Source organism: Deltaproteobacteria bacterium, assembly GCA_016183235.1.
Lineage (GTDB): Bacteria > UBA10199 > UBA10199 > DSSB01 > JACPFA01 > JACPFA01.
The window spans coordinates 1-15,573 of sequence record JACPFA010000050.1 but is presented as its reverse complement, the minus strand read 5'-3'; the positions used below and the strand labels follow the sequence as shown (position 1 = coordinate 15,573).

Annotated in this window: 17 protein-coding genes; 8 read left to right on the top strand and 9 right to left on the bottom strand. The window is 44.0% G+C overall.

Going from position 1 to position 15,573, the window contains the following annotated elements; translation table 11 throughout:
- The 8 genes from HYU97_12340 to HYU97_12305 form a co-directional block, all read left to right on the top strand.
- Window positions 1-574 (top strand): hypothetical protein (locus HYU97_12340; protein MBI2337539.1); only part of this gene is annotated, 574 nt, incomplete at its 5' end.
- A gap of 45 nt (window positions 575-619) precedes the next feature.
- On the top strand, window positions 620-1,303 hold the full coding sequence (locus HYU97_12335; GenBank protein MBI2337538.1) for an SAM-dependent DNA methyltransferase: 684 nt from the start codon (window positions 620-622) through the stop codon (window positions 1,301-1,303).
- Window positions 1,293-2,807 carry an Eco57I restriction-modification methylase domain-containing protein gene (locus HYU97_12330; protein MBI2337537.1) on the top strand — a complete coding sequence of 505 codons (1,515 nt, stop codon included), beginning with the start codon at window positions 1,293-1,295 and terminating at the stop codon, window positions 2,805-2,807. Before HYU97_12335 ends, HYU97_12330 begins: the two co-directional genes overlap by 11 nt.
- Window positions 2,800-5,295, top strand: a complete 2,496-nt coding sequence (locus tag HYU97_12325) for a GIY-YIG nuclease family protein (GenBank protein MBI2337536.1) — start codon at window positions 2,800-2,802, stop codon at window positions 5,293-5,295. The genes HYU97_12330 and HYU97_12325 overlap by 8 nt, the downstream gene beginning before the upstream one ends.
- A gap of 57 nt (window positions 5,296-5,352) precedes the next feature.
- Complete coding sequence (locus HYU97_12320) at window positions 5,353-5,619, top strand: hypothetical protein (GenBank protein MBI2337535.1); 267 nt, start codon at window positions 5,353-5,355, stop codon at window positions 5,617-5,619.
- Window positions 5,620-5,741: 122 nt separating this feature from the next.
- A complete protein-coding gene (locus HYU97_12315; GenBank protein MBI2337534.1) occupies window positions 5,742-6,002 on the top strand; it encodes a hypothetical protein in 261 nt (86 codons plus the stop codon).
- 32 nt (window positions 6,003-6,034) lie between these two features.
- Window positions 6,035-7,078 (top strand): DUF1016 domain-containing protein, encoded by a 1,044-nt coding sequence (locus HYU97_12310; GenBank protein MBI2337533.1) that lies wholly within the window; start codon window positions 6,035-6,037, stop codon window positions 7,076-7,078.
- A 139-nt stretch (window positions 7,079-7,217) separates the two neighbouring features.
- Window positions 7,218-9,023 (top strand): SWIM zinc finger domain-containing protein, encoded by a 1,806-nt coding sequence (locus HYU97_12305; GenBank protein MBI2337532.1) that lies wholly within the window; start codon window positions 7,218-7,220, stop codon window positions 9,021-9,023.
- A gap of 222 nt (window positions 9,024-9,245) precedes the next feature.
- Here the strand turns inward: HYU97_12305 and HYU97_12300 are convergent, their stop codons facing one another.
- The 9 genes from HYU97_12300 to HYU97_12260 form a co-directional block, all read right to left on the bottom strand.
- On the bottom strand, window positions 9,246-9,851 hold the full coding sequence (locus tag HYU97_12300; GenBank protein MBI2337531.1) for a hypothetical protein: 606 nt from the start codon (window positions 9,849-9,851) through the stop codon (window positions 9,246-9,248).
- Window positions 9,848-10,588 carry a PD-(D/E)XK nuclease family protein gene (locus HYU97_12295; GenBank protein MBI2337530.1) on the bottom strand — a complete coding sequence of 247 codons (741 nt, stop codon included), beginning with the start codon at window positions 10,586-10,588 and terminating at the stop codon, window positions 9,848-9,850. Before HYU97_12295 ends, HYU97_12300 begins: the two co-directional genes overlap by 4 nt.
- A 10-nt stretch (window positions 10,589-10,598) precedes the next feature.
- Complete coding sequence (locus HYU97_12290) at window positions 10,599-11,288, bottom strand: metallophosphoesterase (protein MBI2337529.1); 690 nt, start codon at window positions 11,286-11,288, stop codon at window positions 10,599-10,601.
- 16 nt (window positions 11,289-11,304) lie between these two features.
- The gene (locus HYU97_12285) at window positions 11,305-12,162 is read right to left on the bottom strand and encodes a hypothetical protein (protein MBI2337528.1); all 858 of its coding nucleotides are present in this window, start codon (window positions 12,160-12,162) and stop codon (window positions 11,305-11,307) included.
- Window positions 12,159-12,809, bottom strand: a complete 651-nt coding sequence (locus HYU97_12280; protein MBI2337527.1) for a hypothetical protein — start codon at window positions 12,807-12,809, stop codon at window positions 12,159-12,161. The genes HYU97_12285 and HYU97_12280 overlap by 4 nt, the downstream gene beginning before the upstream one ends.
- A 332-nt stretch (window positions 12,810-13,141) precedes the next feature.
- On the bottom strand, window positions 13,142-13,759 hold the full coding sequence (locus HYU97_12275; protein MBI2337526.1) for a HipA N-terminal domain-containing protein: 618 nt from the start codon (window positions 13,757-13,759) through the stop codon (window positions 13,142-13,144).
- Window positions 13,737-14,552 carry a HipA domain-containing protein gene (locus HYU97_12270; protein ID MBI2337525.1) on the bottom strand — a complete coding sequence of 272 codons (816 nt, stop codon included), beginning with the start codon at window positions 14,550-14,552 and terminating at the stop codon, window positions 13,737-13,739. Before HYU97_12270 ends, HYU97_12275 begins: the two co-directional genes overlap by 23 nt.
- 195 nt (window positions 14,553-14,747) lie before the next feature.
- The gene (locus HYU97_12265) at window positions 14,748-15,308 is read right to left on the bottom strand and encodes a 3'-5' exoribonuclease (GenBank protein MBI2337524.1); all 561 of its coding nucleotides are present in this window, start codon (window positions 15,306-15,308) and stop codon (window positions 14,748-14,750) included.
- Window positions 15,301-15,447: a hypothetical protein gene (locus tag HYU97_12260; protein ID MBI2337523.1), complete on the bottom strand. Its 147-nt coding sequence runs from the start codon at window positions 15,445-15,447 to the stop codon at window positions 15,301-15,303. The genes HYU97_12265 and HYU97_12260 overlap by 8 nt, the downstream gene beginning before the upstream one ends.
- Between the last annotated feature and the right edge of the window lie 126 nt (window positions 15,448-15,573).

Here is a 15,573-nt window from a genome sequence, read left to right as displayed (position 1 = left end):
TATTCCGTTTTCATTCGAACGCGACATTGATGGCTTAAAAATAATCGTCGACTTTTTGTCCGGTGAATACGGTGGCACTTCCAAACAACACAGGCATCAACGCATTGATGGTGATTTACTCGCAAGAAAGGCCCGTGGTGCTGACATCCTACCAGAACACCATATTGATTTTCGCCTTGAAGGCACGCTACCCGATGGAGCCGAGAACGCATGCCCACTCAAAATGGCCAATGTTGTGAGTATTCTCACGATGAAAGGCATCACCATTTCAGAGCGCTACAAGGAAAAGGATGCCTACGATATTTACTCCGTTCTTGCCCATTACAAAGAAGGCCCTGAGTCATGTCTCGAAGAAATCAAACCGCACATCGGGAACAAACTGATTTGCGAAGGCTTAAAAGGAATCTGTGCCAAATTTCCCAACGCCAACGCAACAGGTCCCTTCTGGGCTGCCACATTCATGGCACCGGGCGATCCTGCCAGAATCAAAGTGTTGCAGGTAGAGATTTATGAAAGCGTAAGGCCTTTTGTGGAGGTGGTTGGGAAAGCTTTAAGAGGGACAACAAAAAAGTGAGAGTTGATTTGGTAGAAAAATGTAAGGAACATAATGAGTCAATTAATGTGTAAAGAAGAGCTAGAACCAACAAACAACCCAGACAGTCAAGTTGTCTCAAGAAAAAGGGTTGTGGATCATGGCGAGGTCTACACGAACGAACGTGAAGTTAATGCCATGTTGGACCTGGTGAAACAAGAGACAGGACGAATTGAATCGCGTTTTCTAGAACCCGCCTGTGGTACGGGGAATTTTTTGGCTGAGGTTTTAAAAAGGAAACTGACTATTGTTGAGTCCCGATATGGCAAGAGTCAGTTAGAGTTTGAACGTTATGCCATTTTGGCAGTTACCAGTGTCTATGGCATCGATCTCTTGGAAGATAATGTAGACAAATGCAGAGAAAGGCTTTTGGCTCTTTTTAATGAACGATATGATTCGCTCTATAAGATATCGGTAAAGTCAGAGTGCAAGGCTACGGTTCAGTATGTACTCAAAAAAAATATTATCTGCGGTGATGCCTTATCTCTGCAAACTGTGGGAGATAATGCTAAGCCCATTATTTTTTCAGAGTGGTCGCCGGTTAATGGCAATATGATCAAGCGGCGGGACTTTTCTTTTAGAGCCTTGCTCTCGCATGCTGGCTTGCGCGAGCTGCCGCTCTTTTCGGATCAGGGTGATGAAGTTTTTATCCCAAATCCGGTGAAAGATTATCCGCTCATTCATTTTTTGAGGTTGGTAGATGCTGAATAAAGAAAACTACAATCCAGATGTGTTGACCTGCCTTGCAAATTTGAGCAACGACGAGGTTTTCACGCCGCCTAAGCTGGCCAATCAGATTCTTGATTTACTCCCTGCCGATATCTGGACTGACAAAAGCATCACCTTTCTGGATCCGGTTTGTAAAACAGGTGTCTTCCTGCGTGAAATTGCAAAGCGGCTCATGAAGGGATTGGAAAAAGAAATCCCCGATGAACAGGAACGCGCCAACCACATTTTTAAGAACCAGCTCTTTGGTACCGCCATAACCGAGTTAACGGCGTTGCTCACACGAAGATCTGTCTACTGCTCCAAAACGGCCAATGGCAAATACTCTATCTGCAATGCCTTTGAAAATGGGGAAGGCAATATCCGTTTTATAAGAACGGAGCATGCATGGGTTAATGGGAAATGCCACTATTGTGGCGCGAGTCAGGAAGTTTATGAACGCGGTGAAGAACTCGAAACCCATGCGTATGAGTTTATTCATACAGAAGATTTTAAGGAGGTATTCAATATGAAATTTGACGTGATTGTCGGCAATCCGCCGTATCAAATCTCAACAGCGGGTGATGATAATGGAGCTCAGGCTAAACCACTATATCATCTGTTTGTTGAACAAGCAAAAAAGCTAAATCCTACATTTATTGCAATGATCATTCCTTCACGTTGGTTCTCTGGTGGCTGGGGGTTGGATGAGTTTAGGGATAAAATGATGTCTGAGGCGCATTTAAAATACCTTCACGACTTTCCGAATGCATCTGATTGCTTTCCTGGAGTGGAGATCAAGGGTGGCGTTTGTTATTTTCTGTGGGACAAAAGTTATTCTGGAGAAACGACCTTTGCAACTCATGATGGAAATGCGATTGTGTCAACATCGAAACGCTCTCTTAGAGAGCCAAACTGTGATATTGTCATCAGATATAATGATGCTATTCCCATCCTGCACAAAGTTCGATCTTTGAGCGAACCTGCTTTCGAATCAATTGTAAGTACAAAAAAACCATTTGGTTTTATAACAAATTATAATGGGAAAAAAGAGCCATTTGAGGGCGCAGTCAAACTTTATGGTAACAGAAGAGTCGAGTACGTTAAACGTAAGGACGTTACAAGGCGTGAAGATTGTATAGATTCACACAAAGTTATAGTTCCAAAGGCAGTTGGGTCAGGTGATAGTAGGACGGATCATATCAAGCCTCTCTATTGCGAACCTAATTCATGCTGTACAGAAACATATCTTTTAGTTGGTCCCTTTAGATCAAAAAAAGAATGCGATAATGCTATCCAGTATATCAACACGAGATTTTTTCATTTTCTTGTGACTCTACAAAAAAATACTCAGGATTGCATGAAGAGAGTCTATTCGTTTGTCCCACTGCAAAATTTTAGAGAATCTTGGACCGACGAGAAACTTTATAAAAAATATCGTTTAAACAAGAAGGAAATCGAATTTATCGAATCAATGGTCTGGCCTAACAACGGAAGCACTCATGAGTAAAGACTTCTTTCCACAACGGCCCGATGCGAGACCCACCATCTATGCCTATGAGGATTCGCACCCTCAATATAGGGGTTTGTTAAAAGTCGGCTATACTACAGGTGAAGTACAACTAAGAGTTGCACAGCAATATCCCACCAAGAGACCCGGAAAGCTTCCTTATACAATTGTTGTTGAAGAACCTGCTATTCGCAATGACGGCTCCACTTTTACGGATCATGAAGTTCACAAGCATCTGAAGAGGAAAGGCGTTAAGAATCCTGATGGTGAATGGTTTCGCTGCTCGGCCAAAGATATCAAGGCCGCTATTATCGCCATTAAGACAGGGGCCATGGGTGAAGATAGCCGTCATCTCGATTTCTCTATGCGGCCTGAACAGTCAGAGGCAGTCGAACAAACAGCGGCCTATTTTAAAAACTATAAAAAGGAAAATCCCAAAAAGACACCGCACTTTCTCTGGAATGCCAAAATGCGTTTTGGGAAGACCTTTGCCGTATATCAGCTCGCCAAGAAAATGAAGTGGACAAAGGTTTTAGTCCTAACCTTCAAGCCCGCTGTTCAAAATGCCTGGGAACAAGATTTAAAATCGCATGTTGATTTCAAAGATTGGCAATTTATTTTTAGAAGCGACCTCTCTTTTGAAGAAGCAAAAAAGAACAAACCTTTCGTGTGCTTTGGGTCTTTTCAAGATTATCTGGGCAAAAATAATGCCGGAGGAATTAAGGCGAAGAATGAATGGGTTCACACGACAAATTGGGATTGTGTGGTGCTGGACGAATACCATTGGGGTGCCTGGCGAGAAAATGCCAAAGATCTTTTTGAGGCAGAAGACCAAAAAGAGATCAAATTCCAAGAGGGCGCAGGCATTGAGTATTTCGATGAAGCCATCATGCCCATCACTACAAATGCCTATCTTTATCTATCGGGTACCCCGTTTCGGGCCATTGCTTCTGGTGAATTTATCGAGGAGCAGATTTATAACTGGACCTATTCGGATGAACAACGTGCCAAAAAAGAATGGAAAGAAAAAAGCAATCCCTATGCCGCACTGCCGCGCATGGTTTTACTCACCTATCAATTACCCGATGCCATTCGTGAGATCGCCATGCAAGGCGAGTTTGACGAATTTGACTTGAATATTTTTTTCTCTGCGGATGGTAGGGGTGATAAGGCAAAATTCACTTATGAGGATGATGTTCAAAAGTGGTTGGACCTGATTCGCGGCGCATTCTCTGAAACAACTATCGATAATCTTAAATTAGGCGCAAAAAAACCGCCCATGCCTTTCGCAGATACGCGCCTGTTAAGCCTGCTTTCACATACTTTCTGGTTTCTTCCGACTGTAGCTTCATGCCATGCCATGGACAACCTGCTGTCGCAGAAGCAAAATAGATTTTTTCACGATTATAAAATCGTCGTAGCGGCGGGTACTGCGGCCGGCATAGGTGTTGATGCACTACCGCCAGTTTTTGATGCCATGGATAACCCATTAAAGACGAAAACTATCACCTTATCCTGTGGAAAGCTCACGACCGGAGTCTCGGTCAAACCATGGTCCGCAATTTTTATGTTGCGCAACTCATCCAGCCCGGAAACTTATTTTCAGGCCGCATTTCGAGTGCAAACACCATGGACGGTTCAGAACCCGGACAGCAAATCACCGAACAAAGAGGAGATCATTAAAGAAGAGTGTTATATCTTTGATTTCGCGCCTGACAGAGCACTGCGGCAGATTGCCGATTACAGCTGCCGTCTCAATGTAAATGAATCCAATCCTGAAAAAAAGGTAGAAGAATTTATCAGTTTCTTGCCGGTACTCGCTTACGATGGCAGCTCGATGAAGCAGGTCGATGCCGCTGGTATCCTGGATATCGCAATGAGCGGTACAACAGCCACTCTCTTGGCAAGACGGTGGGAAAGTGCACTTTTGGTGAATGTCGATAACGGCACGTTGCGGAGGCTAATGGATAATCAGGCCGCCATGGATGCCTTGATGAATATTGAGGGGTTTAGAAATTTAAATCAGGAAATTGAAACGATCATCAATAAATCCGAAGCCGTTAATAAGGCCAAGAAAGAGGCGAATGATCGTGATCTGACCGCCAAGGAAAAAAGGGAGCTAACCCAAGAGGAAAGGGAATATAAAACCTTAAGAAAGCAGATCCAGGAAAAGTTGATCAAATTTGCTACACGGGTTCCCGTGTTCATGTACTTAACTGATTATCGTGAGCGTAGCCTCAAAGACGTGATCACTCAACTGGAGCCAGGCTTGTTCAAGAAGGTCACCGGCTTGACTGTCAAAGAATTTGAACTGCTCGTCAGTCTTGGCGTCTTTAACAGCTCACTCATGAATGATGCTGTCTATAAATTCAAACGCTATGAAGATCCCAGTCTTGCCTACACCGGAATCAACAAGCATGAGGGCGAGAATGTAGGACTATACGATACGGTATTAAGTTCAAAGGAGTTTCGTGGGCAAGAATTATAAAATAATGAATGCCCTGACCAAGGAAGAAATTGAAATTGTGGAAAAGGCTGGTGAGAAATGAGTGGTGCACTTATTTCGATTAACGACGTTGGTCTTATTGTCAATGTCATCGGAACCTTAATGGTGGCATTTTCCATCGGTAAAATCCCTAAGGGTTTCGGTGGCACGACAACGAACGATGATGGCAAGGTGTTTCATTTCTCCTACGTTGCTCACCCAATTTTATTTAAGGTTGGTTTGGTCTTCATCATCTTTGGTTTTGTTTTGCAATTACAGCGTATCAAGAATGAGCTAAAGGCATTTTTTGAAGGAGCTATTTTTTAGGGAGGACTGACACAATGAGCAGCAAACTCACCACTGATTATTCAATAAGTGCGACGCTGTCGCACCAATTGAGTCGGCTGGTGTTTAATGAAATGCAACGCTAAAAATTAGGCGACTCATCAATGAAAAAGAAAAATCTACCAGCCACCAACTCCTTCACCGAGTTCATGCTCTACAAAACACCTGACGGGCAGGTGAAGGTGGAAATTTATTTGCGGAATGAAAACATCTGGCTCACCCAGGATAAAATAGCCCAATTATTTAGCGTGCAAAGACCCGCGATTACCAAGCATCTAAAAAATATTTTTGAAAGTGGGGAGTTAGATGAAAAAGTGGTATGTTCCATTTTGGAACATACCACGAAGCTAGAACAAATAATATGAGCCATAAAATAGTGTCTATGACAAGGAGCCGTATGCCCAAATCTTTAACCAAAACCACCGGACAGAAAGTCAGCATGAGCGATTACGCCGCGTTTGTAAAAGATATCAAAGAGCGTATCCGCTCCGCTCAGTATGAGGCGTTGAAAGCGGTCAACAAAGAGCTTATCAACCTCTATTGGGATATTGGGAGAATGATCACCGAGAGACAAAAGAGGCATAGTTGGGGTGATTCTATCGTGAAAAATCTTGCGAAGGACCTGCAACTTGAGTTTCCGGGCGTGTCGGGATATTCCACCGATAACCTGTGGCGCATGCGCAAATTCTATATGCATTTTAAGGACAACAAAAAACTTGCACCATTGGTGCAAGAAATTAGCTGGACGAAGATAATAGTCATCATGGAGAAATGTAAGGATGATCTTGAGAGAGAATTCTATATCCGAATGACTCGCCGGATGGGCTGGAGCAAAAATGTCCTTATTCATCAAATTGATAACAAGTCATACGAAAAAATGCTCCTTAACCAAACCAATTTCAATAAAGCTCTGCCGGAGAAGATAAAAAAGCAGGCAAGTTTGGCGGTCAAAGACGAATACACGTTCGATTTCCTAGAACTCGGTGATGAACATAGTGAAATGGAGCTTGAGCGCGCCATAATGAATAAAATGAATCGTTTCCTCGTGGAAATGGGAGGATCATTTGCGTTTGTCGGTAACCAATTTCGCCTTGAGATAGACGGTAGGGAATTTTTCATCGATATTCTGTTGTATCATCGTAGATTGAAATGTCTTGTCGCCATGGAATTAAAAACAGGCGATTTCAAGCCAGAATATGCCGGAAAAATGCAATTTTATCTCGCCGCTCTCGACTCGATTGTTAAGGACAAAAACGAAAATCCTTCCATCGGCATCATTCTGTGTAAGGATAAAAACAGAACCATCGTCGAATACGCCCTTCGCGAAAGCAGAAAACCGATCGGAGTGGCCAAATATCAAATCGTCACAGACCTGCCTCGGAGCTTACGGAAGGAACTTCCTGCACCAGAGCAGATAGCAAAATTAATGGATGAGATTTAACGGAGGGATATCAGATGAATGTCAAATCCAGTTTGATGAATCTCACCTGGGAAGACCTCAATGAATGGGCCGGTGAACGCATCGTTGGCCGTGGCAAGTCCTATCAAAGGCGTGTGGAGGATCTGTGCATGATCTGTGCATGATGGCTGATGGCTCATTGCTGGCATCTGTGCATGGCACCGAATTGTATTCCACACGGGCCGGGCTTAATGCCGATAACGGACTTTTTTCCGAATGCACCTGCCCCTATGCCGTTGGGTGTAAACATGCTGTTGCGATGATTTTGGTTTATCTTGATGTTTGCAAGAACAAGAAGAATGTCCCGTTTGCTGCACCGGATGATGAGAGACTTCTGAAGCTTTCAGGAGAAAATGACGATGCGGACTATGAAGAGGAATGCGAAGATGATGAGGGCATCGAGAAGCAACGCACGCCATCAAGAAAAAATAATAGAGTGCGCTCGCATCTGGAGGAACTTTCAAAAGAGGAATTGGTCGATCTTGTGATGAAGGGTGAAAATATTTTACCTGAGCTCAGTCGAAAGCTTGCAGATAGCGACCATTTGAAAAAAGGCGATACCGATAAGATCGTCAAAGCCATACGCAAGGAAATCAATGCGATCTCAAGCGAACCTTCCTGGTCCAACCATTGGGATGGAGAGCATAATATCCCCGACTATTCGCCTGTAAAAAAACGATTGGAGGCGCTTCTTGCAAACAATCAGGCCGATCTCGTCGTCGATCTGGGCGCTTATCTGATGGAACGGGGCATTGGCCAAATTAATGAGTCTAATGACGAGGGCGAAACGGGTATGGAAATCGCCTCGTGCATGGAGGTGGTCTATCAAGCGGTCATGCGGTCAGGACTTTCAACGCCGCAGCGTCTTTTATGGGAGATTGATCTGAATCTTCAGGATGAATACGGAATTCTCGATGGCCTTAAGGGTCCATTGGATCGTGGCAAGGCATCTTCACACGATTGGAATGAGGTCGCCGACGTCTTGTCGGCAAGATTAGCCAAGCTACCCAAAAGACAGGCTGACAAAACGGACGATTTCTCATCAAAATATCGCCGAGAAAGAGTGGTGCGCTGGCTACTTCATGCGCTTGAAAGGGCCGATCAGAAGAACGAAATTAATGGAATACTGGAGCGAGAAACGGTCCATACCGATTGTTATGTAGAATTGGTCAAAAGACTTATTCAAGATAAACAAATCGAAAAAGCGCGTGAGTGGGCCTATAAAGGATTCGCGGCGACCCTTGAGAAGGCGCCGGGCATTGCATCTCAACTAGAAGAGCTTTTGCGCGACATGGCATTTAACGAGAAAAATTATCTTTTAGCGGCAGCGTACGCCGCCTTCGAGTTTTTTGATCGACCCGGCCTTGAGAAATATTCACAGCTCGAGAAAATAGCCATCAAAGCCGGCGTTTGGGAGACGGTAAGAACTCACATGATGTCATATCTGGAAAAAGGCACGCGCCCAAAGGGCTCTACATGGCCGTTGCCGGCTTTACAGCTTCCGGTTCGAGACAGGGCCTCAAGATGGGCTCATTTTCCTGACACAGAAACCCTCATTGATATTGCCATCAAGGAAAGACGCCACGATGATATTCTCAAATGGTATCGCTTGGGCAGAAAATCAGGCGGTTTTGGGCGAGATCACACAGGCGAAAAAGTGGCCCAGGCTGTTCAAGTGACCCATCCCGATGAAGCGCTCTCCATTTGGAAGGCGCTGGCCGCTCAAGAAATCTCACAAGCAAAACCAGCAGCCTATCAAACGGCTGGTCATTACTTGAAGAAGATGAAGGCCGTTTACAACCGGACAAACAATGAAGCGGCTTGGACTCAACACATGGCTGAATTGCGAGAACACAATAAGCGGCGACCTCGCATGCTTGATGTGCTGAATTCTTTAGAGGGTCAACGAACGCGTATTGTGCAGTGAGAAATATAGTGAAAGCAAGGGTGGGGTAAACTTTGGCCCGTGTTGCGCTAACTTAAGAATGTGGCCCTCACGGGCCAACATGTCCCACCGGAGCCTGCCCCGCACTTGATGCTGGGGCGGACGGGACCCACTGCACGGCCTCGTCTAAAGAAAATATAGGCACATAGGCCACCACGATTCAGGGATGCCGTGGCTCCCTGAAATGAAACCAACATGGAGACTTCAGGTTTTTTGATTCCCAGATGCAACCATATCACTAAATTGTTTAATCACTTTTGGTATCTCGAATAAAAATTTATCTAAGATGTCTTTGAGTGCGACGTATTCCTTGGATTCCTCATCAAACATTTTACCGTCCTGAATAATCAATGGCCTTTGAAATTTAGCCACTGAATTCCCTGTAGTGGTTGTTTCTAGCCCGACGTCTCCGAGTTGGACATTGACCCCTCCCTTTTGTGACTTCAGTTTGAGGGGTCCCAAAATCATGGTTGTCTTGTATTTTGTATGCGGTGGGAGCAAGCCGAACCTATGGAAGTCGTGAATACGAATGCGCTCGATCAGGAAATAATAGGGTATTTGTGCCTCAATCAATCTCTCTAGGTCAGTTCGGTTGATCTTTGCTTTAGGGGATTTGGGGTCACATACTTCCTGCTTATCCGCTGCTTCGAGCATCAATTCACTGATGGCTCGACAAGAATACACGGCTGCAATTTGGTATCTGAATTTATCAATTGGATCTTCGCATTTTTCCGCATAATTCATGAAAAATTGGACCCGTTCAAAATGCTCATTAATTCCCGCCAATCGTATATTGCCAATTAGTGTCATTCGACCTCTTTCGATAATGTTCGGTAGACGCAGTATTCGCAGTCTTCCGCCACCTCGGGCAGATCATTACCCTGTAAACATTGATGAGAATCGTTTACCGCCTTCTCTACCCAGGACGAATCTCCGACATACGGCAGCAGTTGGATATTGAAGCATAGCGTGCCATCGAACACGTCCAGATCCTTGCGGCCATTGGCGTAAACGAAATATCCGGTATTAGAAACGTCAAAACCCATGTTCCGCATGATCCATTGGTAGATTTCCATCTGCCGCTTGTAGGACTCCTTCCATTCATCATCCAGACTGACCTCTCCGTCCTTGGATGTGGATTTGTAATCGACGATGATCAATTGGCCGCTGGGTTGGGCCCAGACGTCATCAATGGCACCAGTGATGATGAGATTGGTTGCTTTGTGATGATATTGGAGGCCCTTGAAGTTTTCTCTCCAAATATCGAGATCATCATGTTGGTACGGAATCGCATCGACTCCGTTCTCCTTCATCAGCGGATGCGGTTCGCCTTTGGTACGATAAACATCGAACTCCTTTTTCAACAGCACATCGACAGCCGAATTCAGCGTGAATCCAGGCATGGAGGGTTTGTCGATTCCAAGGCGACGATCCAGATAGAAACACCTAGGACACCGAATAAAATTCTCCAACCGTGAGCGGCTTAGTTTGTAGGGTTGGCTCGATGCCGGGTCATACAAATTTCTGGATCGTCTCTTTAGTGGCATAAGTTTTCCTTCAAAAGGTCACATCAAATGTTGATCTGCCCTGATAGTTGATCGCACCAAGACCAACGCATTTTGTTCTGCCAATCGTGCCCTCAGCGTATTTGTGAATATGGCCACTAAAGGCATACGTTGGCTGCAGCTCCTCAATAAGCTTTTGAATGGGCTCGCAACCGTAACGGTCACTACCAAAATCAAGAGCCTGGCAGGGTTCATGGGTGATCAGAATATCTACGACTGTTTCACTTTTGCGCAGTGTTTTGATTTCTGTTTGATTAAAATATCCAAGGATCTTTTGCGATTGCATATTGGCTGGAACATCACGCTCGAACCATTTAGGGCTGTAATTGCCACCAAAGAATCCCACCGTAACGCCTTGAATCGTCAACACAGTTCCATTTGGCACATAGTAAAGATTGGGAAGAATCGGTTTGTCTTGGTTGTAGTTTGTCAAAAATAGAAAGTCCTCATGATTCCCCTTGCAGAAGTACACTGGCACGGGGAAACCTTTCTTCTCTGAATAATATTCCTGAAATTGCCCCAAGCTGCTGTGAAACCGCTTTGGAATAGCATTGAGGTTGCTGTCATCGAGAAAGATGCCAAAATCACCAACCTGCAACACAAAGTCGGTATCGGTAGGAATGGCTTCAATAAGCTTATCCAAGTGGCCATGGGTATCACCTATGATTGTGACTTTAGTCATGTTACGCCTTTTAAACTCACAACAGCTTCTTAATCGCCTCTACAAAAGGACGAACTCGTTGATAAACATCCTTCCTTAGCATTCCTGATTCCACCTCATCCAGTGGTGCCATAAATTGTGCGGCCCACGCAGAGCCAACTGAATCTTCAAACTCAAACTTATCACAAATACTCTGAAGGCCCTCTTGGACAAGTTTGTTTTTAAAATGTGGCTTAAGTTCCGCAATGCATGAACTGGGACCATCTTTGTAATGTGCGATCATGGAAAAAATATCGTAGGCGTCCTTCTCTTTGTAGCGCTCTGATATTGTGATCCCCTTCATTGTCAGCATACTTACAATATTTGCCATTTTGATTGGACATGACTGCCTAGCGCCATCCGGCAGATAGCCGGATAACTTGAAGTCTAAATGATGATCTGGCAGCAAATCTGCCCCACGCGCTTTACGAGCTAATAGGTCGTCATCCACTCTTTGATGACGATGCTGGTTGGTTGTTCCACCGTACTCTCCCGCCAAAAAATCAATGGCAATGTCCAGACCTTCAAGATGCCGTTCAAATGAGAATGGGATGACTGTCTTGGTGCGACTCATTCTTGCGGTGTAACCACGCTCCTCGATGAGATCAATGATGCGAGCATATTCATCTTGAGGAATGTGAGCACAGTCTATTGCGATATCTATGTCAATGGAGCCAATGTGCTGAAAGTCATTTTCAGGCTTTTGAAACATCTGCAGTAAAAAATAGGGGGCCCAACCACCGACTAAATAAAGATGCTTTCGGTATCTTCCAAGTAGGGTCATAAGCTCCAGCAAAACCGATTGTGATCGATTGGCCTCATTGTTTTCAAAATGTGTACTAAAACGTTCATTCATGTTTTAATCACCTTCTCCCGTAAATGTTCCGCCTGTTCGCGACCTCGTGCTGGATACTTATAGAGATCGAGATACAATTGAATATTGTTTGTAATCTTGGCACCCTTTATTTTTTGAATGGTGCTAAAGAGTCTTTGGTCGCTTGGAATAATGAGGTTAATATTCCCTGAAAACTCCACATGCGTTAACTCAAGAGCGTCTTTCCAAAATGAAATATCTGCTTCTGAGGGCACATAAAATTCAACGGTCTGGAAACGAACAAAGTAGGCAATCTGTGATGCCCCTGCCATACGCGTAAAAGCATACTCTCGGTTTTTACCAATTGATTTTATCTTTTTGATGCTTTCTTCAGGGGTCAGCTCGGTATAGTAAGGATGCACTGTGTTTTTCTCAAAAAAATAGATGTCGCGAATGGTATCAAGCAAGGCGCGAGGGTTCTTTAACCTCATGTGCCGACTATCTTCCAGGAAGCCTGCTTGCTTCAGTAGGTTACTAAATTTGGAGACAAACCCAAGACTTAAGCCACTCAGTGCGGAAAATTCACGCAATGTATATTGTGTATCTCGTTGATTTAATAAGAGTATAGCCATCCACAGACGATCTGCCGTGGTGAAAATAGAGGCTGGCTTGTTTGTTATTTTGTTCACGATTTCACCTATTGTTCACGACTTGTGAACATAGTATGATTTCGTGAACAAATAGTCAAGCGACCAAATGTTCACGATTTCCATCAATTTTTACGACCATGAAAAACTGGCCATTTCGTGAAGTTTTGAAAGTAAAGAATACTTTACCAGTAGATACCACTAGTAAAGAATAAGAATTATATGACGGAGGAAAGGTAACTCATTGTAACGACTGCATTTAACGTTCCTTCGTCATACGATTTTTTATACGATTTTTTTGCCAGCTCAAACAACCGGTCATATTTCCACCGGCTGCCGTGTAGATCAGTTACAAATAAAATTTTCATAGATTCTTATCTCTGTATTTCATGTGGCATTTTTAGCAGACGAGTTCTTTTTTCATCGTGCAGGAATTGCCCTCTTTTTTCCAACATCCAAGCTAAAGCCTGAGGCACCTCGTCGAACAGTTCAAAGTATCGGATATAGAAGTCATTCTTGGATTTACCTGCTTCCAAGCGAGACAAGGTCATATGGGATATATTAAAAAGCGCTTCGAAATCGGATTGAGTCAGGCCCAATCGGGTTCTAAAATCTTTCAGTTGGGAAGCCGCATATTCGCTTTTAGAGGCCGCCTCAAACACAAATGTGGAAGGACCTCTCCGCGCGATCGTGGTGAGTAAGACAAAAACATCCTTCTCATTTTCGCTGATGCCCCATTCACGGCAATAATCCTTGTAGGCCGGATTATTTTTGGATGGGATGCGGTCTGAAAAAGCCGGGAATAAAGTATTTGAAGAGACTCTCCCTTTCCACAAAGGAAGCTCAGGCCCTAAGGCTAAGGCATTTCTTAATTTCTTATAAGATTTGCCGTACTCAAAAAAATATTTTTTACCTTCTCTCCACAGCTTGCCGACAAAGGTGCGCGTTGTTTGTGTTTGGCTGTAGATATTAATTTCTTCTATTTTCGACATATTTTTTAAGCTCCAGGTATCTCTCATTAATGAGCTTGAGCAGGGCTTTTTTCATGGGATCCGAAAGACAAACGGCTTCATTAATAGTTGACCGGATCCTTGCAATAGGGAGTTTTCCAAAAAAGTCTTCTGCTATTTCAAGCGCGCCTAATCGGTTTATTTCCTCTAAATATTCCATCATCCACGGTTCTTTGGAATCCTTTGTCCATATTTTGCCTTTTGGCGAAAAATGAGCGCTTAACATCGAGCCTGATTCCAATCCGAGGTAGGAGGGATTGTCATAAACAGGTGTTAAAGATTTTCCTTTTGCCGTTTCAAGGAGCGCCAGATTGTTTCCGTGTCGATCGTGATTGCCTATTAATGAATCAAACAAAAGCACTTTGAAAAAAGTAGATACATCCTGAGGTGAATTAGTTTCTCGGTAGATAGTTTTACTGAGCATTTCGACATTATAATTTTCCGCTCCACCGTCTAGATAACGGTAGATATGCACTAAGGTGGAATGGGTTTTCATGGCGTGCATGAAATTTTTTGAGACGAAGGCCAACTCATTGTCCGTCATTTCAATAAGAGTAAAAGGCTTTGGAGTGGGAATGCCGCATGAGTTCGCAATTTTATTGCAGACGTATTCTACAGGTGCCAACTCGGGATACTCGGCCTTTGAAAATTTCAAGATGTAGCTTAAATCTCCCAGCTTTCCTTCGTACTTCTTATAATTGCCGGCAAAATAAGAGGTTAGATGAGGCAATAAGCTCTTTTGTTCCTTGTTGCTGCTTGATTCCTTCCTGGCCAAAAAATGAAATTCCAGAACATCAGAAACCGAAAATATTTCCTTAAAGCATTTATGAAGCTATATGACGGGGGAAAGGTAACTCATTGTAACAATTGAATTTAACGTTCCTTCGTCATGCTATCTTCTCTCTAAAAAGGGTGGATGAGAAGATGGAGAAGCGTTTTGGGAAGGATAGAAGGAAAAGCTTTTGATGGTTTATTTCTTCATCTCCCCCAACATATTACAAAACAAGGCTCCTTGCTCAATCGCATCATCCAAAGCCTTGTGCGAATGCGGAAGATCGTCAAACCATCGCTTGGGCATGTTTTTCTTGGTGGCCTTGCGGTAATCAGTTTTGAGGAGGACCATCGCCAGGGTTTTGATATCGAGGGCGGAATGGGAGAATGGGCTTTTGCCGGTGAATTTGATCAGGTACCAATACACAAACATAAAATCATAGCTGGCGGGGTAGCCCACAAATACGGGAAGTCCTGGTAAAGCTTTGAGCCATGCGAGATAAGCGGCCATAGCTTTTACGGGGGCTTGCAAATTTTTACGGCAGGTCTCCCAAGCTTGAGGCTGGGTCTTCCACCATTCCATGGTTTTTGAATTCGGTGTGGCGTTGGGAAGAAGTTTCAGGTTGGCTTCAAAGGTGCTTACCAATGTTTTGTCCGCAAGATAAGCTGCCGAGCCAAAACTCAGCATGGAATTCATGCCGGGGATGGGGCCATCGGCTTCGACATCGGTACTGACGTAGATTTCGGGTTTCTTATTCATCTACTTCTCTCAGTTTTGCATTGATTGCCGAAATAATTTCGTCAATCTGCCTGGGTGCTGCCTTTAATTTAGCTTTCACAATATAAGCTTCCCAATATTTTTGAAGCTTGGCGACAGCTTGTTCATCGTAAGCGATCAAGCAAGTCCATCTTACAAGCGGTAAGGAAATGATATAAAAGATCTGCCATAACCAGGAGGTGATGAATGGCAGACATCAATAAGCGTGAGGCGAGGGAGCGGCATTGGCAGGGGAAGATTGAGGCAC